Raw genomic sequence first — 19,209 nt, forward strand, 5'->3', positions numbered from 1 at the left:
CGAGATACCAGACCCCTTCGGGTTATAGGGTCAAGCAATGAAGCGCACACGGTGGATGCCTAGGCAGCCAGAGGCGATGAAAGACGTGGTAGCCTGCGATAAGGTTCGGTGAGGTGGCAAACGACCTGTGACCCGGACATCTCTGAATGGGGAAACCCACTCAGCATCAGCTGAGTATCCTACGCTGAATACATAGGCGTAGGAGGCGAACCAGGGGAACTGAAACATCTAAGTACCCTGAGGAAAAGAAATCAACCGAGATTCCCCTAGTAGCGGCGAGCGAACGGGGACCAGCCCTTAAGCATGTGACTGATTAGGCGAATACGCTGGGAAGCGTGGCCATAGTGGGTGATAGCCCCGTAGCCGAAAATCTGATCATGTGAAATCGAGTAGGTCGGGGCACGAGAAACCTTGACTGAAGACGGGGGGACCATCCTCCAAGGCTAAATACTCCTGGCTGACCGATAGTGAACCAGTACCGTGAGGGAAAGGCGAAAAGAACCCCGGAGAGGGGAGTGAAATAGATCCTGAAACCGTGTGCGTACAAGCAGTAGGAGCGGACTTGTTCCGTGACTGCGTACCTTTTGTATAATGGGTCAGCGACTTATATTCAGTGGCGAGGTTAACCGTATAGGGGAGCCGTAGGGAAACCGAGTCTTAACTGGGCGACACAGTCGCTGGATATAGACCCGAAACCGAGCGATCTATCCATGAGCAGGGTGAAGATTGAGTAACATCAATTGGAGGCCCGAACCAGGATCTGTTGAAAAAGATTTGGATGACTTGTGGATCGGAGTGAAAGGCTAATCAAGCTCGGAGATAGCTGGTTCTCCTCGAAAGCTATTTAGGTAGCGCCTCACGTATCACCGCCGGGGGTAGAGCACTGTTTCGGCTAGGGGGTCATCCCGACTTACCAACCCGAGGCAAACTCCGAATACCGGTGAGTGCGAGCGTGGGAGACACACGGCGGGTGCTAACGTCCGTCGTGAAAAGGGAAACAACCCAGACCGTCAGCTAAGGTCCCCAAATCCTGGTTAAGTGGGAAACGATGTGGGAAGGCTCAGACAGCTAGGAGGTTGGCTTAGAAGCAGCCATCCTTTAAAGAAAGCGTAATAGCTCACTAGTCGAGTCGGCCTGCGCGGAAGATGTAACGGGGCTAAACCAGGTACCGAAGCTACGGGTTCATCCTCTGGATGAGCGGTAGAGGAGCGTCGTGTAAGCCAATGAAGGTGTGTTGAGAAGCATGCTGGAGGTATCACGAGTGCGAATGCTGACATGAGTAACGATAAAGGGAGTGAAAAACTCCCTCGCCGGAAGACCAAGGGTTTCTGTTCGACGCTAATCGGAGCAGAGTGAGTCGGCCCCTAAGGCGAGGCCGAAAGGCGTAGTCGATGGGAAACGGGTCAATATTCCCGTACCGGACATGATTGCGATGGGGGGACGGAGAAGGCTAGGTGAGCCAGGCGTTGGTTGTCCTGGTGAAAGTGAGTAGGCTGGTGTCTTAGGTAAATCCGGGACGCTAAGGCCGAGACACGAAACGAACGGACCACGGTCCGGAAGTCATTGATGCCACGCTTCCAGGAAAAGCCTCTAAGCTTCAGATCATGTGCGACCGTACCCCAAACCGACACAGGTGGTCAGGGTGAGAATCCCAAGGCGCTTGAGAGAACTCGGGTGAAGGAACTAGGCAAAATGGTGCCGTAACTTCGGGAGAAGGCACGCCGGCGTAGGGTAATGGGACTTGCTCCCCGAGCCCGAACCGGTCGAAGATACCAGGTGGCTGCAACTGTTTAGTAAAAACACAGCACTCTGCTAACGCGCAAGCGGACGTATAGGGTGTGACGCCTGCCCGGTGCCGGAAGGTTAAGTGATGGTGTTAGGCCTCGGCCGAAGCTCTTGATCGAAGCCCCGGTAAACGGCGGCCGTAACTATAACGGTCCTAAGGTAGCGAAATTCCTTGTCGGGTAAGTTCCGACCTGCACGAATGGCGTAATGATGGCCACGCTGTCTCCACCCGAGACTCAGTGAAATTGAAATCGCCGTGAAGATGCGGTGTACCCGCGGCTAGACGGAAAGACCCCGTGAACCTTTACTATAGCTTCACACTGGACGCTGATGTTGCCTGTGTAGGATAGCTGGGAGGCTTTGAAACCCGGACGCCAGTTCGGGTGGAGCCAACCTTGAAATACCAGCCTGGCATCATTGGCGTTCTCACTCAGGTCCGTTATCCGGATCGAGGACAGTGTGTGGTGGGTAGTTTGACTGGGGCGGTCTCCTCCCAAAGCGTAACGGAGGAGCACGAAGGTACCCTCAGCACGGTCGGACATCGTGCAATGAGTGCAAGAGCATAAGGGTGCTTGACTGCGAGACAGACACGTCGAGCAGGTGCGAAAGCAGGTTCTAGTGATCCGGTGGTTCTGTATGGAAGGGCCATCGCTCAACGGATAAAAGGTACTCCGGGGATAACAGGCTGATACCGCCCAAGAGTTCACATCGACGGCGGTGTTTGGCACCTCGATGTCGGCTCATCACATCCTGGGGCTGAAGTCGGTCCCAAGGGTATGGCTGTTCGCCATTTAAAGTGGTACGCGAGCTGGGTTTAGAACGTCGTGAGACAGTTCGGTCCCTATCTGCCGTGGGCGTTGGATGTTTGAGAAGAGCTGCTCCTAGTACGAGAGGACCGGAGTGGACGACCCTCTGGTGTTCCGGTTGTCACGCCAGTGGCATTGCCGGGTAGCTATGGTCGGACGGGATAACCGCTGAAAGCATCTAAGCGGGAAGCCCCCTTCAAGATGAGACATCCCTGAGGCCTAGAGCCTCCTAAAGGGCCCAGCGAGACCAGCTGGTTGATAGGCACGGTGTGGAAGCGCTGCAAGGCGTTGAGCTAACGTGTACTAATGGCCCGTGAGGCTTGACCCTATAACACCCAAGGGGTCTGGTCGCGATGATAACGATCGAGTGGATCGCCACTCAGAGAACCGGATACGCATCCGCCAGCCAAGGCGCTAGCGGACAAGAGACGATCACACAACACTCAGCATGATATGCATTACCTGTTACGCCTGACGACCATAGCACGCGTGAACCACCTGATCCCTTGCCGAACTCAGAAGTGAAACCGCTTAGCGCCGATGGTAGTGTGGGGTCTCCCCATGCGAGAGTAGGTCATCGTCAGGCACTTATACCGCAAAGAACCCAGCCAATAGGCTGGGTTTTTTGTTGCGCGCTCGAAAGCGCGCCATGACCAGCCCCGGGCACCCTGTGCTCGGGGCTTTTGGGCTGTGCCTTCCGAATGTCCAAGCATTGAAAAGTGACGCCACGGGTGCACAAAGTTTCCTTGAAACGACTGTTTTAAAAAAATAAATAACAGGGAGTTACTGCTCTTTGGTGGCGGCAGGGCTGCCGAGCAACTAGTATGAGCGGGTACCTATCATTTAAGCAGCATCTCAGGAGGAGACGCGATATGAGTACCCCATTGATGAAGAAGCTAGCGGTTGCGCTACTGATGGCCATGATGATGGGCGGTTTAGCTGCCTGTGATAACCAGGGCCCTGCCGAAGAAGCAGGTGAAAACATCGATGAGAGCATGGAAGATGCAGGCGAAAGCCTAGAGGACATGGGTGAGAATATCGAAGAGTCTGCAGAGGAGTAAGAAAACGACTCTTTGCAGCGTATCGATATGCTACCGATATAAAAACAGCCGCTTAGAAGCGGCTGTTTTGCGTTTTAAGGCTTGGAAAGTAGTTTGGTCATGCACCTGGGTTTTGCTCGATACCCTGTAGATACCAAGGTGCCTGATCGCGCATGGCACGCGTCAAGTGCCACGTTTCGTTGAACTCGGTTTGCTCACCGTTCTCTTCCAAAATACCGTGGAAGATGACGGTGGCTTCGGCGTGGCCATCGTACTCATTGATATCGCCAAGCTCTGCAAACAGTCGCACGATCTCAGTGCGATTATTGGCAGGCTGCTCGGCGCGCTCCTGGCGAAGCAGGTTGTAGAGCTCTGGCGTCACGTACTCCTGGATTTGATTGAAGTCGTTATTATCCCAAGCACGCTGCAGCGTCATGAAATGCTCTTTGGCACCGCCTAGAAAACGCTCCTTGTCAAACCAAGCCGGTGTGCTTTGTAAGCCACTGGCTAAGCTGCCTGGAGACGCTGTGACGTTGTTTGGGGTGTACTGAGTCTCTTGGCGTTCGCGCTGATAGCCTGCCGGGTGGGCGGATGCAGGACGACGCTGACGCATGAAGGCGCGGAAAGCGAAGATCGCCAGCGCAGCGACGCCTACCATGACGAGCAGATCCATCAGACGCAGCTCGTCAAACGCACCACCGAAGAAGAGCGCTGCCAGCAAGCCGCCTGCCAGTAGGCCGCCCATCATGCCACCCATACCTCCACGGCGAGCAGCGGTGGCGGCGCCTGCGCCCTGCTGGGTGCTTTGGGCCTGTTGCTGTGCGGGCGTGCTAGCCGGTCGGTCAGCGGAGCGTGACACGCTACCCATGCTGCTACCACCGCCTAGGCGGCGTGCCTCCGCGTGTTCGATGGCGGCGCTAACGCCCATAACGCTCACCAATAGCATGACAAAGAATTGCCTTAACATGTTGATTCTCCAATGAGGATGCAGGTAATGCCAACTGCTTCAGTGCGAAGCAGATAGAAAAGGGTGGGCCATCAGTTTACCGTGTAATACCTCGCCTAGGTGATGGTGAGAGTCACTATAAAGACAAAAAAAGGAGCAAAAAGTGCGTTTAGATCAGGCTCGAAGCATCTTGTTGATGATCGATTTTCAGGCGGGTTTATTGCCCGTGATCGAAGGCGGTGAGGCGGCTCTTGGAGAGGCGGCTTGGCTGGCAGGTATCGCCAACCAGTTGCAGGTGCCCGTATGGCTCACCGAGCAGTATCCCGAGCGACTAGGCGGGACCGCAGCGACCCTGCTGGAGAGCTTGGACACACATACGACATGGCAGAAGCGACACTTTAGCGTGACCGAGGAGCCCGCGTTTTCGCAGGCGCTGGCAGCGTTGGGCCGCAGCCAGGTCGTGGTGTGCGGCACGGAAGCCCATATTTGCGTATTGCAAAGTGCACTGGGCCTGTTAGCGGCAGGGTATGAGGTGTTTTGGCTGAGTGAAGGGGCCGCCAGCCGCCGTCCCGAAGAGGCGCGTCTTGCGCGCGAGCGTGCCTGTGCCCAGGGGGCGGTGGCGGTGTCTGCCGATATGGTGGCCTATGAATGGCTACACTGCTGCGATACGGCCACCTTTAAAGAGATTCACCGCCGGTATTTAAAGCCAAGATCGGCGCAAACGGTCACATTTTATTAACCTTAACGCTCCGTTTCGCGACGAGTGAATACGAGCGTATCGCCTTCGGAAGCGGCGGCATCAAAGCGGTAGCCTGCCACATCGAAATCTTTGAGCGCGTTGGGGTCATTGATCTGCTGCCGAATGATCCAGGCGCTCATCAACCCCCTCGCTTTTTTCGCATAGAAACTGATGATTTTGAACGTGCCGTTTTTCTCATCCTTGAAGACGGGAGTCACCACTCGGGCATCCAGTTTTTTCGCTTCGATGGCTTTGAAGTATTCGTTGGAGGCTAGGTTTACGAGTACCTTCGACCCACTCTCGGCGATCGCGCTATTCAGGGCAGGCGTCAGGATCGGCTTCCAATAGGCGTAAAGATCCTTGCCTGCGTCGTTGGGCAGTTTGGTACCCATTTCCAGACGGTAGGCTTGGATCAAGTCCAGCGGGCGGAGCAAACCATAGAGGCCCGATAGAATGCGCAAATGCTGCTGGGCAAACCGATTGTCTGCATCGCTGAAGGTTTCGGCTTCCAGGCCAGTGTAGACGTCTCCCTGAAATGCCTGCACGGCGGGTTTGGCGTTGTCCAACGAAAAGGGTGGCTGCCACTCGGCAAAGCGAGCCGCGTTCAGGCCTGCTAGTTTGTCGCTGATGCCCATTAGGTCGCTGATTTGCTGAGGAGAGTAACCGCGTAAGATATCGATCAGCGGCTGGCTGTACTCGAGAAAATCTGGCTGGCTGACCTTCTGGGTCGTCGGGGGTGTTTCAAAATCCAGCGTTTTGGCGGGGGAAATAACGCTCAGCATGGCGTGCTCCTTGTGCCGTGACAAAAGAGGGTCGCTTCTCGGCATGAGATGCGACCACTAAATAGCTAGCAAGATTATATCAAGCCTCGGCGGCGGCCGAGGCTATCGACACGATAGGAGCCGTTAGGGGCAGGGATTCGGCATGCGACGATGGATATCGTCGATGGCGGTCAAAACGTCGTCGTCGAGCTTCAGGCTCTCACTGGCGAGGTTGCTCTCCAGCTGCTCCATCGTCGTGGCCCCAATGATATTGCTGGTCAGAAAGCTGCGTGAATTGACGAATGCCAGCGCCATTTGCGCGGGGTCGAGCCCATGCGCTTTGGCCAGATCGACGTAGGCGTGTGTCGCGGCCTCGGCTTCGGGTGATGTGTAGCGCTTGAAGCGCTCATAGAGCGTCAAGCGGCCCTTTGGCGGCTGGGCGCCGTTGAGGTACTTCCCGGACAGCACGCCAAACCCCAGCGGAGAGTAAGCCAGTAACCCGACGTCTTCGCGATGGGCAATTTCTGCCAAGCCCACTTCGAACGAACGGTTCAGCAGGTTATAAGGATTTTGGATGGAGGCAACGCGTGGCAGGCCCAGCTGGTCTGAGAGCTGCAGCATTCGCATGACGCCCCAGGGCGTTTCATTGGATAGACCGACGGCGCGAATCTTACCGGCATCGACGAGCTCTTTCAGAGCGGAGAGCGTCTCTTCCAGCGGGGTGGCGTCTTCCTGCTCCGCATGAGTGTAGCCGAGCTTGCCAAAAAAGTTGGTGTGACGGTCGGGCCAGTGCAACTGGTACAGATCGACGTAGTCCGTTTGCAGGCGCTCCAGGCTGGTATCGATGGCCTGGTGGAGGTGGTCGCGGCTCATTTTAGGGCCGCCGCGAATATGTTCTAAACCTGGCCCTGCCGCTTTGGTGGCAATGATCACATCGTCGCGAGCGCCTCGGGCTTTTAACCAGCTGCCGATATAGGCTTCCGTTAACCCTTGGGTTTCCGCCTTTGGCGGAACGGGGTACATCTCCGCCGTGTCGATAAAGTTAATACCAAACGCTACTGCGCGGTCGAGCTGTTCATGAGCCTCAGCTTCGCTGTTCTGTTCACCAAACGTCATGGTGCCTAGACACAGTCGGCTGACCTCCATTCCGGTTCTACCCAGTGGGCGCGTTTGCATGGTTGTCTCCTCGCGTGGGCGAAAACGTTGCTGGAAAGTGAGCGATGCCAATCGCCATTACCAGCCTGTGGAAGGCATGTTAGCGAGGGTCTACAAAAGCAGCAAATCAAGAGGGTTGAGTCGGGGCGAAGGCAGGCGTATGCTTGCCAGCCCATCGACCGGCCAAGCGCCGGTTTATCGCATGGTTAGCCGTCGTGGAAGGTGAGATGGTTAGCCGAAGGTCTCAACAGATAGGCAGGGTGGTTTGCCATGCCGCAGGCATCATCGTTGTTTACCCGGTTGGAATTTCGTCTAGCCGAGCAGCTGTTTCACACCCGTTGGTTACTCCCGCGTTCACCGCGTACGCAGCGCCTCACCATGCGACTGTTCAAGCGGTGTGCCGAAGCGGGGCACCCGGATGCACAGTCCATTTATGGACACATGTTGTTTCACCGCAGCTTGTCTCCACAGGACAAGGCGCGTGGCGCACGCTACGTACTGGAAGCGGCCCAGGCAGGCGATGTAAAGTCGCAGTATCAGGTGGCACAAATTCATGAACACGGCTGTGTGCAGTATCCCCGCCGTGAAGATTATGCGGTGACTTGGTACGCCCGTGCGGCGCAGGCAGGCCACTACCTGGCTGCGGAGCGTTTGGCGCGTGCCTACCGCTTGGGTGAGCTAGGCTTAGCAGTGGACCATGAGCAAGCCGACTACTGGCAGCGCATGGCCGAACGGCAGCCTGCGGTGGAAATGGCCGCCGCCTGAGCCCCGTATCCGGTGGCGAGACAGAAAAGAGGAAATCAGTGTCCGAGACGCTACCTACAGTGCTAGATATCGAAGCGTCCGGATTCGGGCGCGGCAGCTACCCGATCGAAGTGGGCATCGCCCGCGCCGACGGTAGCTGCTGCGCGTTTCTTATTCAGCCGTTGGATGAGTGGGTGCATTGGGATCCCAAAGCCGAACTGCTGCACGGCATTTCGCGTGAGCGGCTGATGAAAGAGGGTTACCCGGTGCGCCAAGTGGCCCAGTGGCTCAACGATGAGCTGCGGGAACTAGGTAAGGCGTATAGCGATAGTTGGGGCTACGATAACACCTGGCTGTCGTTACTGTTTCATCACGCTGGCATGCTGCCCCGTTTTCGTCTGGAAGCGCTGCGCATCCTGCTCAGTGAAGAGCAGCAGGCGCTGTGGAGCGATACCAAAGAGTCCGTCGTGGCCGAACGGGGCATCCACCGCCACCGTGCAGGGGAAGATGCCCGACTGCTCCAGCTTACCTATCAGCGCACTCGCACACTGACTCTCAAAGCCTAATCGTAGCTCGACGTTCGTTAATCCAACTGGGCTTCCAGCGCCTCTAAAAGACGCTCTGGCGTCGAAGCGTCGAGCAGCATGTCACGTGTCGTTTGGGCCAGAAAGCCGTGGCTGACCGTGCTATCCAAAAACGCCAGCAGCGGCGCGTAAAAGCCTTCGGTATCCAGCAGCCCCATCGGTTTGTCGTGAAGCCCCAGGTAGCCCCACGTCCAGATTTCGAATAGTTCTTCGAACGTACCAATCCCGCCCGGTAGAGCAATGAACGCATCGGCATTCGCCGCCATGGTGGCTTTGCGCTCGTGCATGTTAGGGACGCGAATCAGCTCCGTTAAGCCAAAGTGTGCCTGTTCGCGCTCGACCAAGTGATCCGGCATAACGCCGAGTACGCGACCGCCCGCCTCGAGAGCCGCATTGGCCAACTCTCCCATGAGCCCGACCCGTGCACCGCCATAGACCAAGGTGTGGCCGCGCTGCCCAAGGGCCTTGCCAAGGGAGCGCGCGGCCTGCCGGAAGGCCGGGCTGTTACCTTCCCGAGAACCGAGGTAAACACAAATACGTGACATCGTCAGGGCGTCCTTATCGCAGAGGGGTAGAGAGAAGCGGGCGGCGTTAGCCTAGGCAGTGCTGAACGTCATAGTGTTCGTCCATCCACTGGCCGATGACATTGTTCCCGCACAGATGGTGAGCGTACTGGGTGTGTAGACAGCGCACCTGCTGCCAGTTACTGATGCCGCCTACACCGCGTTCGGTGAGTACGTCGGTGTAGCCCAGGCGAGCCACTTCTTCGCGCTGAGCCTCGCTCATCGAGCGCCAGCGGGCATCGACGTAATCGCGATGACTTTGCTGATAAGCGGCGAGGAAGTCCGGCTCTTCCTGCAGACGCTGCTCGAGGGACTTGATCACGCCCACGGCTTCGATGCGCGAAATTTCGATTTTCAGCAGGTCCGAGCAGAGCCAGTACAGCGTCGGGAAAGGTTTACCATCCACGATAGGTGCCATCCGCAGTACGAGCGGCGTACCTTGGGCGTCGGTGGCTGCAACGGCTTCGATACCGCGAGGCGCTCGCCCGAGCTGTTGAGTAATGATCGCCAGCTGGCGCTCGTCGGGTGCTTGGTCGGTACGAATTACCATTGCGTCAACGTCTCACTTTCGGTCGTCTTGAACAAATTTAGTCGAACGGCCAACGGCGCGGAAAAAGCAGCGGTTGAGCTGTTCAGGAGAGGCGACGTAGCGCCACTTCTCCTCGCAGTACTCGGCGGCGCGAGCCATCAGCACGTCGTAAAGTCGATTGAACGGGGCATCATAATCGTACGGGTCTGCACCGAACAAGCGGATATGCGGGTAGTCGGCGAAGCGCTCCATGAAATAGCGCTCCAAGTCGGCTTCCACGGCGCGGTGCTGCGCCGTGTTGTCCGGATCAATCCAGAGATTATAGCGGATGGCCATGGTGACTCCTGGAAGGCCCCACCATGTCAGGCGGGGGAATTAAGCGGAAGCGGGCGCCGTCTCTAAATGCGCCAACAACGCCTCACGCAGGGCGCCCTCGATAGGAACGGCTCGCTTCTCCTGATGATCGTACTGCACCATCACCGTGTGCCCCAAGTTGGTTAGCGTACCATGCTGCCGGGCTTCCTGGGTGACGGTAAACGAGCTGTTGCCCAAACGGGTCAAGTAGGTACGGATTTCGATATCGTGGCCGTAAAACAGTTCAGCGCGGTAGTCCACTTCCATGCGCGCCATGATCAACCGCCACTGTTGGGGGTTCAGGTCGGGCGTGAAGAGTTTGAACAGGTCATTACGCGCCAGCTCGAACCACGCGGGGAGGCGCGTGTTATTGATGTGGCCCAAGGCATCCGTATCGTAAAACGCCGGTTCTATGGTGCGAGTAAACATGACGTGATCCTTATTATTAGTGTGCGAAGTAGCCCTGCTCCAGAATTAACCCAAGCGAGCGCTTGGTCAAGTGTTGCGGCGCTGGCGCCATGCCGTCAACTGCATCCAGCCAAGTAGCCACAGCGTGGCGGCGAGAAACCCCGCCAGCGTTCCCCAGAATAGCCCCAGCGTACTATAAGTATAAGAAACGCATAGGGTATAGCTGAGTAGCGAACCAAGGCCCATGGGGTAGTGCTTGATGACCGTAGCGACGGGAGCGTGACCGTGCCCCACGTGAAGAATCAGTAAAAATGGCAGCATGGTGACGGGAAACGCTGCCAGCGTGCCAGCCCATTCGGGCGGCAGCCAGTGGGCAATGCGCGTGATGACAAAAATGATGGCTGTGGCGAGTCCGGCCCGTGCCACCAGCGCGGGCCAAGAGAAGGTGCTGCTGGCGGTGCTCTTCACATCTGGAATGGTGCGAAACAGCCAGCTAAAGAGACCAATGGCGCACAGGGTGACCAGCGTACCGCTAAGACGCGTGAAGTTGAATTGGGCCAGCAGCGTGCTGACCGCCAGCCACGCAGCAAAGCCCCCTAGCACGCCGCCCAATACCCCTTTGATGCCTGGCTGGCGGCCTGTGATGAGATACCCTGCGCCTAGCGCCATGGTCGCCGTGAATCCCGCTAGGGTATGCACGGCACTTTGGGTGGCAAAAGCAGGCGATATCTCCAAGCCGATAAAAAATAGCGCCAGTGCCGTGCCCAGCGGATAGCCCGAGAGCAGCCCAGCAATGCGGGGGCTAGCCCGCACGGCGACGGTGCCCAACCCCAGCACCATGCTGACGGAGAGGCCAAGCTTAGCCAGTTGCCAAGTGAGTGGAACGTCTACCATAGGGCGTTTTCCTTTCGTTATTATGGGGGCATGAACATGGCGCAATGGTTATTAGCGCAATGGGGATGTACCACCGTTTCATCATTATCCGTTTGGGAGGCTTGCTGCCGTGACCCATTCTCCAGACTCAGGCGCCCATGCGCTTTCCCCGCCGCCCAAGCCCGATGGTTGCGAACTTTGTCAGCGCGCATCGCCGCTGACCAAGCATCATCTCATTCCCAGAACGCTGCACAACAAGCCGCGTTATCAAAAGCGCCATAGTCGTGAGGAGCGGCTCACGGCCATCGTGTGGCTGTGCCACCCGTGCCATAAGCACATTCACCGGCTGTACAGCGAACGTGAACTGGCCGACCGCTTTGCCAGTTTGGCGGCGCTCAAGGACGATGCCGATATTCGCGCTTTCGTCGAATGGCTGGCCACCAAGCCGGCTGGTTTCAAGCCAAAATCGCCCGTGCGCAAGCGACGCTAGACCAGTCGAAGCCCTTGCTGGTCGCGCCAAGCAGCGTCCAACGCCTCGGTGAGCGGCTCGACGAGGTGGCCGGGCAGCGCGGCACGAGCCGCCTCCAGCGAATCGAACGAGCGATTGCGTAACCAACAGTAGGCCCAGGCGCAGGCTTCCTCGTCGCTTTGCGGGGTAGGCCGAGCAGGCATTTGGTTGAGGAGAAAAACGGCCGTGCGCGGTGCCCACAGGGGCATCTCGCCCTGCTGGTCTTGGCTCCACTGCTCCAGCGTGGCTCCGCTTGGCGTGGCCTCCGGAGTGCCTAATTTGGCGACCCTAGCGGTTTCCGCCAAAATCAGCGCGAGCTGGTCAGCATCCGCCTTTCCCAGCGAGCGCCATTGCCGCAACAGCGCCGAGAGGCCTGCGCGCATCTTGGTATAAAAGTCATCTTGCGGCATGCTCAGTGTCTACTCCCGTAGAAATAAGTGAGATGTGTTATGGCGTTCGATTTTGCCACGCCCGTGGAAAGGCGCGCTCCCGAAGGACAGTATGCCTCGCAGAAGTGGCACCGCTACGCGGCGGACGTGCTGCCGCTGTGGGTCGCCGATATGGACTTTCACTCGCCGCCCGCGGTGATCGACGCGCTCCAGCGACGGGTCGCTCACGGCGTTTACGGCTACGGCGAAGTGCCCGCCACGCTGAGTGAGGCGCTGTGTCAATGGAGCGCTCATCACTATGCGTGGTCCATTGAACCCGAATGGCAGCAGTGGCTGCCGGGCGTGGTGCCTGCACTGCACTTTGCCGCCATGGCCTTGACTCAGCCTGGCGAGGGCGTGCTCACCATCGCGCCGATCTACCCGCCCTTTCTGGCCGTGGCCGAACGTACCGGGCGGCTAGCGCAGCAGGCGATGTTAGCGGAGCCTGCTGCCCCTGGCGAGCCTTGGCGGCTGGATATCGAGGCGCTGGAAGCGGCCATCACCCCGCAGACTCGGCTGCTGCTGTGGTGTCATCCGCATAACCCGACCGGGCGCGTATGGACACTGAGAGAACTTGAGCAACTCGCCGCCGTGGTCGAACGCCACGATTTATGGGTGGTCTCCGACGAGCTGCACTGTGATTTGCTGCTGGATGAAGGCGCGCGCCACCGCCCCCTGGCGGCGCTGTTTCCTGAGCTGGCCAAGCGCACGATTACCCTCTGGGCACCCTCGAAAACGTTCAATCTGGCCGGGCTCACCAGCGCCTGTGCGGTCATTCCTGACCCTACGTTGCGGCACCGTTTCACCGAGGCTACCAAAGGCTTTTTGCCGGACGGCAACGTATTGGGCTTGGTCGCTGCCGAGGCAGCGTATCGCGAGGGCGAACCCTGGCGTCAAGCGCTGCTGGACGTTCTACGCCGCCATCGGACAGCGCTGGAAGCGCGTGTAGCAACCTGGCCTGGCGTGTCGCTGAGCGCACCAGAGTCGACCTATTTGGCGTGGCTGGATATGCGTGATGCGGGCTTGGGGGAGACCCCTGCCCAAACGCTTTTGAAAAAGGCAGGGGTAGCACTCTCTGAGGGGGCGGCTTTTGGTTGCCCTGGGTTCGTGCGGCTCAATTTCGGCACCACCGCTTCCCAACTGGAAGCGGCGTTATCACGGATGGATGCGCTGTTAAAAGCGTAACGTTGCCTTCGTCAGGCGCTATCAATAGAGCAGGGCGAACAGCTTGCGGCGATAGGTGACCGTGAGAGGGTGGTCAGCCCCTAACGCATCGAATACCTGTAGTAGCGTTTTGCGGGCCGCGTCATCGTTATAGGCGCGGTCCTGCTTCATCAGCGTCAGCAGTGCGTCGAGGCCGGCATCATACTGACCGTCGGCCACTTGGCGCAGCGCCCGCTGGTACTGCGCTTCGCTGTCAGTGCGATCACCCAGCGCAGCAATCTCTTCCGCTGAGAGCGCCTGTTCGCTGAACTCGATGCTGGCGCGAACGCCACGAGCGGGTGCTGCATCGCGCTCCTCTGGCGGCAGGTTATCCAGCACGCTTCGCGCTTCGTCGCCGCGCCCCTCCGCCACCAGCGTTTTGGCAAAACCAATGTGGTACGCGTAATGCTCCGGGTATTGGCTCATCAGCGTTTGGTAAATTTCCCGCGCGCCTGCGGCATCGCCCGCGCTCAGGGCGTCTTCTGCCTGCTCTTCGGGGCTGGGCGGCGCGTCACCGGGAGCGGGGAAGTAGCGGTTGAGCCACTCGCGTACTTCTTTCTCTGGCAAAGCGCCCTGGAAGCTATCCACCAAGCCTCCCTGGCTCACCAGCTTCACGTCCGGCACCGAGCGCACGCCTAACTGACCTGCGATCTCTGGATTCGCTTCGACATCTAGCGTTGCCAGCAAAAACGCACCGCCGTACTCGATGGCCAGCTTCTCGAGCACAGGCATCAGGTTTTTACACGGCTCGCACCAGGGTGCCCAGCAATCCAGCAGCACCGGTACCTGCATCGAGGCTTCTAATACCTGCTGGATGTTGCCCGCGTTGAGTTCAATGATGACCTCTTCGCGCGTCACGCTGGGGCGCTCGCCACCGGTAGGCGTGGCAGTGTTCGCGACAGGGTCGGCAGTCATCGGGTTGCCGGTACGGGGATCAATAATCGACATGGGTAAACTCTGCATCGCATGGAAAAGGTTGCTCCATGATATGCAGGCAGCCGCCCGGGGATTCAAGGAAGTGAAGGGAAATAAAGCGCGGAGACGGAAGAACGCACACAAAAAAGCCTATTCCCCTAAAGAATCGGCTTTTTCTATGTTTGGTAGCGGGGGTCGGACTTAAACCGATGACCTTCCTGGGGTGATAAAGAGCTGAGCCCGACGAGCTGCTTCCACAAGCATTGCTTACCGTATGCGCACAAAAAAGCCGATTCTCGAAAGAATCGGCTTTTTCTATGTTTGGTAGCGGGGGGCGGACTTGAACCGATGACCTTCCTGGGGTGATAAAGAGCTGAGCCCGACGAGCTGCTTCCCCAAGCATTGCTTACCGTACACGCACAAAAAAGCCGATTCCCTAAAGAATCGGCTTTTTCTATGTTTGGTAGCGGGGACCGGATTTGAACCGATGACCTTCGGGTTATGAGCCGGATTGATTTGATTTTCTTAGCATTGCTTTATTTGTTGTTATTTGTTCAAAGTAGCTGCTATATAAGAGTTTTCGTCGGTTTTTGAAATGCTATTTAGGTAATTTAAGGTCAATTTCGCACGCTAAAGAGTGTCACAAAATAAAAAGTAAAATTTACAGCATAAATGACCGTTAGGCTGCTTCTGAGGTCGGCAGCGGGTTAGCCGGACTCTGAAACCGGCGAGACTGGCATCATAAGTTTTGTCAGAAGGATTGTTTGGTATGCCAGTTCCCGTGAGATGGCGCTGGGCGGATGTTCCAATTGTCGGGCGATGGTTCGGATTTAGTAGTGAACCCGCATCTGCATGATGGCGGCTCGGGCTTCAGTAGAGAGGTCGCAATAGCAGTGAGTCGTGGCAAAACCATACCGGAGGTTCAGATATTGTATTTGGTCATTGAGACCGCCAACCCAGGTGCGAATAGTCAACGGCCTCTTATTGGTGATACGGCTACAGTGGAAGCAGCTTGAAGCATTCGATTGATGAGTTTATTATATCTGAACTGATATAAGTTTATGGCAGTCAAGGAGCCAGCGTGGCGCGCAAGAAACCTGTTGCATTCGTTGGAGACTCGAAGGATCGGCTGCGCGATTTCTCTCTGGACGCCAAGCGAGAAGCGGGGTTTCAGATAGACAAAATTCAGGCTGGAGGCCAGCCGGACGATTTCCGCCCAATGCCAAGCGTTGGCCCTGGTGTCATGGAAATCCGCATTCGGGAACACAACGGCGCCTTTCGGGTCTTCTACGTGGCCAACCGGGGCGACGCGGTATTTGTGCTCCACTGCTTCCAGAAGAAAACCCAGCAGACCGCCAAAAAAGACATCGACTTGGGCAAGCAGCGATACAAGGAGCTGCCCTGAGCCCAACCACCAAGCGAGGTTAGAAAATGACCATCGAGTATTACGACAGTGTGTGGGACGCCATCGAGGACACTCCTGAAGAGGCGCTGAACATGCGGCTGCGCTCCGAACTCATGGCGAGGATTGCTGGCCGTGTAAGGGAGTGGGATATTACTCAGAAAGAGGCTGCACATCGTCTGGGAATCACCCAACCCCGCCTCAACGACTTGCTGAACGGCCAGATTAATAAGTTCAGTCTCGATGCTTTGGTCAACCTGACGGGGCCAGCTAACTTCCATCTCGAACTGGAGATTGAAGACGAGAAGGAAGTAGCCGCCTGAGAGTGACCAGATAAACTGGGTTCAGCTAGACAAGTGAAGAAATCCTTGGCCTCAGTTCACTTGATGAGCTTTTAACGACTGACTGCCTCTCAAAGGCTAAAGCAATCTGGTTTGCCCGGAAGCGATAAATTTATACCCCATAGCCTTATAGCCTTTCTCACGCTTTCGGAACATTCGCTCAAGCATAGGCAGGCCAGTATCCAAGTAATCATAGACAGTTACTTCTAGTTTGCCTTCGGTATCTCGATGGAGTCTGCCTGCATACTGTGACAGCGTTCCTTTCCATGCGATGGGCAGAGCTAAAAACAGGGTGTCCAGTCGAGGCAAGTCAAAGCCTTCTCCAATGTATTTCCCGGTTGCAACGATGACTTGAACCCTATGCAACTCTTTTTCTGCCGACTGGCGCTCTTTGACGCGTATCCCACCACGTAAGATAACTGACGATATGGATTCAGCATCCAACAGTGTCGCCAAGGACTCGGCATGTTCTCGTCGTTCCGTCAGCACAAGGCAATTTGCTTGGTTGTGCGCACAGCTTGCAACATCCTGAACAATGGCCTCATTTCGGGCGCTGCTCTGGGCAAGCCAAAGGTAAACCGATGCGATATGGGGCCGCTCACTAGGCTGGCAGATGTGGGTGGGTGGCGTTTCGTGATGCTCTCGAACAATGACGCGTTGGATAAATCGGTTACTATGTTGCGCCTGGGCTTTGTGACGAATGGGCCCTGCAACCATCAACATGATTTTTTGGTGGCCATCCTGACGATCAGGCGTTGCTGTCAAACCAATGACGTATCGAGCGCTGACCTCATTAAGCAACATCTCGTAACGTGGCGCTGAGATATGATGGCATTCATCGATGATGACTTGCCCGTACTCCTTAACCAGCTTCGAGACCGTATTGTCTTTCTTATTGATCAAGCTTTGGTAAGTGGCAACGTCGACCTGCCCAGTAGGTTTCTTTTTACCGCCGCCAATTACACCGATGGGCGCCCCCTCAAGGAAGGTGTCGAGTCGCTCCTTCCATTGATCAAGTAGCTGACGACTGTGCGTGAGGATCAGTGTGTTGACTTGCCGCCTGGTTATCACGCCAATAGCCGTTACGGTTTTACCGAAAGCGGTCGGCGCATGAAGTATTCCGGTATCGTGTTGGACAAGTGCCTGCACCGCCTTGTCCTGGTCGCCACGCAGCGTTGCTTTTAGGCTGACTTCAGGTAAAAACTGGCCTGATACTCTAAGGTCATCAATGTCCACCGTGATTCCCTGTTCCAGCAGCAGATCTTGAAGCTCATCCAAGCAGCCTCTGGGAATAGAAAGATAACCTTGCTCAATATGTGCGCATAATATGTAGCGAGGGATGCCATGCGTCGAGAAACGAAGCGACTGTGTTTTGAAAAATACAGGATTAGCAAAGCTGGCCATTCGCTTTATTCGTGCCGCCAATGTTCCTGGAATGCCTGATAACTTTATATAAATGTGACTGGTCAGGATGAGCATGATGCTTTCAGGACATCCAGAAAGCTTCCCTGTATCAACCGGTAACGTTGACTCCCACGGCAACACAGTATCTGCAGTCACACCGGAATTAGCCTCCTTGCCGATCAGCTCTTCAAGCTGAGCTGATGAAAGTGTCTGTTGCTGACTGAGCAGTGCCCATTGATCCGGGTATGGCGTAAAGTTGTCGTCGACGAAGAAGGTGCATCCGCGACTTCGCGCCTCGTGTTGAAGCGGCAGGGCAATCAGATTGCCAAACCCACCATCAGGCATGGTGTCTTGGTTAGGAAATAGCCGGTCATAAGAGTCGAAGGATAAGCCTGGATGAAGCTCCATGGCCTTATCCAGCAATTTGAATCCCAACCTCCTCGCTGACGAAGCTTGAACAGCTTCTGAAAAGAAAACCCATAGATGGGCACCCGCACCGGACCGAGAAACCTCCACAAGATAGGGTACGCTTTCACCACGACAAACCTGGGCTAGTGCACGAACATCCGCTTTCCAGTCCCCCTTATCAAAATCCGCCGCCAGCAAGTAACAAGAGCTATCCGGCAGTAAAGGGTAAAGGCCGGTCACATGTTTGCCAGACAGGTGGTCATAAACTGCATCAAAATAGAGGGGCTTGAAATTTTTGTGTCGACATTCTTCGCACTTGATCCGTGGTTTCTGACAGATGCCCGGCATCCACTCATTCGCACAGGCGACAGCATAGCCGGAACGGCCGCCAGAACTCTGCCAGCGATTTGCATAGACATCTTGTCTGCCACGAAAGAGCTTACGGAATACGTCGACTTTCTGGCCGGGAGTTACTGGAGGTATAGCGCATCGGTGTGCAGAGCTATACAGCTCTTCCTTCCGAGAAAGGAGGTCAGCCTTTTCCTTCTCAAGCACTGATAGTCTCAGCTCAATAGCAGCGAGCTCTTGATCTACTCGGATACCTACTTCGCGCTTCATGAAGCCGTTCGGATCCCATGAATTAACGGGTTTGAAAAACTCACTCATATTCTAGCTTATTGCTAGCACTCGCATTGAAAGCCTCCCTCGTGGCCCTTAAAACCTTACGGGTGCACATTTTGATAAAATGATGGTTCATCAACAATCATAACCATTGAGGCATGCTGTGACGAAGTTAGTAATCTCTAAGATCAAATCTCCTTCCGGTGCGCTTGGTGAGATCGAACGTGGCAACCTTGCCGTCACTAATCAGATGCCTTTATCGTCATGGCTCGATGCTGAATTGGTCGATTCTTTGCTAGCCTACCATCCTGTTTCGGTTCGAAAAGTGTCCAGACACTATGAAGTGGTCAGTGGATTTCGAGCGTTTCATGCTGCCAATGCCCTGCTGGAAAGCGAAGAAGTTATTCCAGTGCAGGTCACGAACGATGATGAAATTCATTTGGTGAAAGGCGCACTCTTCGAACTCATTACCCACAGCTTGATGCACTGTCCAGATGCCATTGAGGCGAGAGAGCATGTTTATCGTCAACTAAATAAACTCTCCACCACTCTGCGTAAAACCTATGGCATCGAAATGCCGAACAAACTTTCTCGACGTAAACTCAAGACCTTGCTGGGTCTCAAAGGGCGGCGTATTACCGTTTCAAGACAGCGGAAGTCTGAGCTGCAACGAATCATGGAATCTCGGTGAT

20 protein-coding genes and 2 rRNA genes are annotated in these 19,209 nt (G+C 56.1%); 11 read left to right on the top strand and 11 right to left on the bottom strand.

Translation table 11 applies throughout. From position 1 onward, the window contains the following. Positions 1-28 precede the first annotated feature (28 nt). The 3 genes from CTT34_RS02005 (at position 29) to CTT34_RS02015 (ending at position 3,652) form a co-directional block, all read left to right on the top strand. Positions 29-2,919 (top strand): 23S ribosomal RNA (locus CTT34_RS02005). A 142-nt stretch (positions 2,920-3,061) separates the two neighbouring features. Next, a 5S ribosomal RNA gene (gene rrf / locus CTT34_RS02010) occupies positions 3,062-3,177 on the top strand. 286 nt (positions 3,178-3,463) lie between these two features. Then, positions 3,464-3,652, top strand: coding sequence for a hypothetical protein (locus tag CTT34_RS02015; protein ID WP_159340823.1), 189 nt, complete (start codon positions 3,464-3,466; stop codon positions 3,650-3,652). 97 nt (positions 3,653-3,749) lie between these two features. On the opposite strand, the gene CTT34_RS02020 is transcribed toward CTT34_RS02015, so the two are convergent. Continuing rightward, on the bottom strand, positions 3,750-4,598 hold the full coding sequence (locus CTT34_RS02020; protein ID WP_159340824.1) for a Tim44 domain-containing protein: 849 nt from the start codon (positions 4,596-4,598) through the stop codon (positions 3,750-3,752). Positions 4,599-4,740: 142 nt separating this feature from the next. On the opposite strand from CTT34_RS02020, the gene CTT34_RS02025 reads away from it, so the two are divergent. Next, positions 4,741-5,316 carry an isochorismatase family protein gene (locus tag CTT34_RS02025; protein WP_159340825.1) on the top strand — a complete coding sequence of 192 codons (576 nt, stop codon included), beginning with the start codon at positions 4,741-4,743 and terminating at the stop codon, positions 5,314-5,316. Between the two features lie 2 nt (positions 5,317-5,318). On the opposite strand, the gene yaaA is transcribed toward CTT34_RS02025, so the two are convergent. Beyond that, the gene (yaaA, locus tag CTT34_RS02030) at positions 5,319-6,098 is read right to left on the bottom strand and encodes a peroxide stress protein YaaA (protein ID WP_159340826.1); all 780 of its coding nucleotides are present in this window, start codon (positions 6,096-6,098) and stop codon (positions 5,319-5,321) included. A 123-nt stretch (positions 6,099-6,221) separates the two neighbouring features. Beyond that, positions 6,222-7,253 (bottom strand): NADP(H)-dependent aldo-keto reductase, encoded by a 1,032-nt coding sequence (locus CTT34_RS02035; RefSeq protein ID WP_159340827.1) that lies wholly within the window; start codon positions 7,251-7,253, stop codon positions 6,222-6,224. 249 nt (positions 7,254-7,502) lie between these two features. On the opposite strand from CTT34_RS02035, the gene CTT34_RS02040 reads away from it, so the two are divergent. Further along, positions 7,503-7,997 (top strand): tetratricopeptide repeat protein, encoded by a 495-nt coding sequence (locus CTT34_RS02040; RefSeq protein ID WP_159340828.1) that lies wholly within the window; start codon positions 7,503-7,505, stop codon positions 7,995-7,997. Positions 7,998-8,035: 38 nt separating this feature from the next. Continuing rightward, the gene (locus CTT34_RS02045) at positions 8,036-8,542 is read left to right on the top strand and encodes a hypothetical protein (protein WP_159340829.1); all 507 of its coding nucleotides are present in this window, start codon (positions 8,036-8,038) and stop codon (positions 8,540-8,542) included. Positions 8,543-8,559: 17 nt separating this feature from the next. On the opposite strand, the gene CTT34_RS02050 is transcribed toward CTT34_RS02045, so the two are convergent. The 5 genes from CTT34_RS02050 to CTT34_RS02070 form a co-directional block, all read right to left on the bottom strand. Next, positions 8,560-9,105 carry an LOG family protein gene (locus CTT34_RS02050; RefSeq protein WP_159340830.1) on the bottom strand — a complete coding sequence of 182 codons (546 nt, stop codon included), beginning with the start codon at positions 9,103-9,105 and terminating at the stop codon, positions 8,560-8,562. 46 nt (positions 9,106-9,151) lie between these two features. Beyond that, positions 9,152-9,673, bottom strand: coding sequence for a DUF501 domain-containing protein (locus CTT34_RS02055; protein ID WP_159340831.1), 522 nt, complete (start codon positions 9,671-9,673; stop codon positions 9,152-9,154). Positions 9,674-9,685: 12 nt separating this feature from the next. Continuing rightward, a complete protein-coding gene (locus tag CTT34_RS02060) occupies positions 9,686-9,988 on the bottom strand; it encodes a hypothetical protein (protein ID WP_139528238.1) in 303 nt (100 codons plus the stop codon). 39 nt (positions 9,989-10,027) lie between these two features. Further along, the gene (locus CTT34_RS02065; RefSeq protein WP_159340832.1) at positions 10,028-10,435 is read right to left on the bottom strand and encodes an acyl-CoA thioesterase; all 408 of its coding nucleotides are present in this window, start codon (positions 10,433-10,435) and stop codon (positions 10,028-10,030) included. A gap of 66 nt (positions 10,436-10,501) precedes the next feature. After that, positions 10,502-11,308 (bottom strand): hypothetical protein, encoded by an 807-nt coding sequence (locus CTT34_RS02070; protein ID WP_159340833.1) that lies wholly within the window; start codon positions 11,306-11,308, stop codon positions 10,502-10,504. Between the two features lie 109 nt (positions 11,309-11,417). Here CTT34_RS02070 and CTT34_RS02075 point away from each other — a divergent pair, with 109 nt between their 5' ends. Then, positions 11,418-11,777, top strand: a complete 360-nt coding sequence (locus tag CTT34_RS02075; RefSeq protein WP_159340834.1) for a hypothetical protein — start codon at positions 11,418-11,420, stop codon at positions 11,775-11,777. Here the strand turns inward: CTT34_RS02075 and CTT34_RS02080 are convergent. Next, positions 11,774-12,205 (bottom strand): hypothetical protein, encoded by a 432-nt coding sequence (locus CTT34_RS02080; protein WP_159340835.1) that lies wholly within the window; start codon positions 12,203-12,205, stop codon positions 11,774-11,776. The genes CTT34_RS02075 and CTT34_RS02080 overlap by 4 nt on opposite strands. A gap of 39 nt (positions 12,206-12,244) precedes the next feature. On the opposite strand from CTT34_RS02080, the gene CTT34_RS02085 reads away from it, so the two are divergent. Beyond that, complete coding sequence (locus tag CTT34_RS02085) at positions 12,245-13,408, top strand: MalY/PatB family protein (RefSeq protein ID WP_159340836.1); 1,164 nt, start codon at positions 12,245-12,247, stop codon at positions 13,406-13,408. 21 nt (positions 13,409-13,429) lie between these two features. On the opposite strand, the gene CTT34_RS02090 is transcribed toward CTT34_RS02085, so the two are convergent. Continuing rightward, the gene (locus CTT34_RS02090) at positions 13,430-14,374 is read right to left on the bottom strand and encodes a thioredoxin family protein (protein ID WP_159340837.1); all 945 of its coding nucleotides are present in this window, start codon (positions 14,372-14,374) and stop codon (positions 13,430-13,432) included. A 1,048-nt stretch (positions 14,375-15,422) separates the two neighbouring features. Here CTT34_RS02090 and CTT34_RS02095 point away from each other — a divergent pair. After that, positions 15,423-15,746, top strand: coding sequence for a type II toxin-antitoxin system RelE/ParE family toxin (locus CTT34_RS02095; protein ID WP_035565904.1), 324 nt, complete (start codon positions 15,423-15,425; stop codon positions 15,744-15,746). Positions 15,747-15,772: 26 nt separating this feature from the next. Beyond that, a complete protein-coding gene (locus CTT34_RS02100) occupies positions 15,773-16,066 on the top strand; it encodes a helix-turn-helix domain-containing protein (protein WP_159340838.1) in 294 nt (97 codons plus the stop codon). A gap of 96 nt (positions 16,067-16,162) precedes the next feature. On the opposite strand, the gene CTT34_RS02105 is transcribed toward CTT34_RS02100, so the two are convergent. Continuing rightward, on the bottom strand, positions 16,163-18,562 hold the full coding sequence (locus CTT34_RS02105) for a TOTE conflict system archaeo-eukaryotic primase domain-containing protein (protein ID WP_254436438.1): 2,400 nt from the start codon (positions 18,560-18,562) through the stop codon (positions 16,163-16,165). A 118-nt stretch (positions 18,563-18,680) separates the two neighbouring features. Here CTT34_RS02105 and CTT34_RS02110 point away from each other — a divergent pair, with 118 nt between their 5' ends. Further along, positions 18,681-19,208, top strand: a complete 528-nt coding sequence (locus tag CTT34_RS02110; protein ID WP_159340839.1) for a ParB N-terminal domain-containing protein — start codon at positions 18,681-18,683, stop codon at positions 19,206-19,208. Position 19,209 lies beyond the last annotated feature (1 nt).

Source organism: Halomonas meridiana, assembly GCF_009846525.1.
GTDB lineage: Bacteria > Pseudomonadota > Gammaproteobacteria > Pseudomonadales > Halomonadaceae > Vreelandella.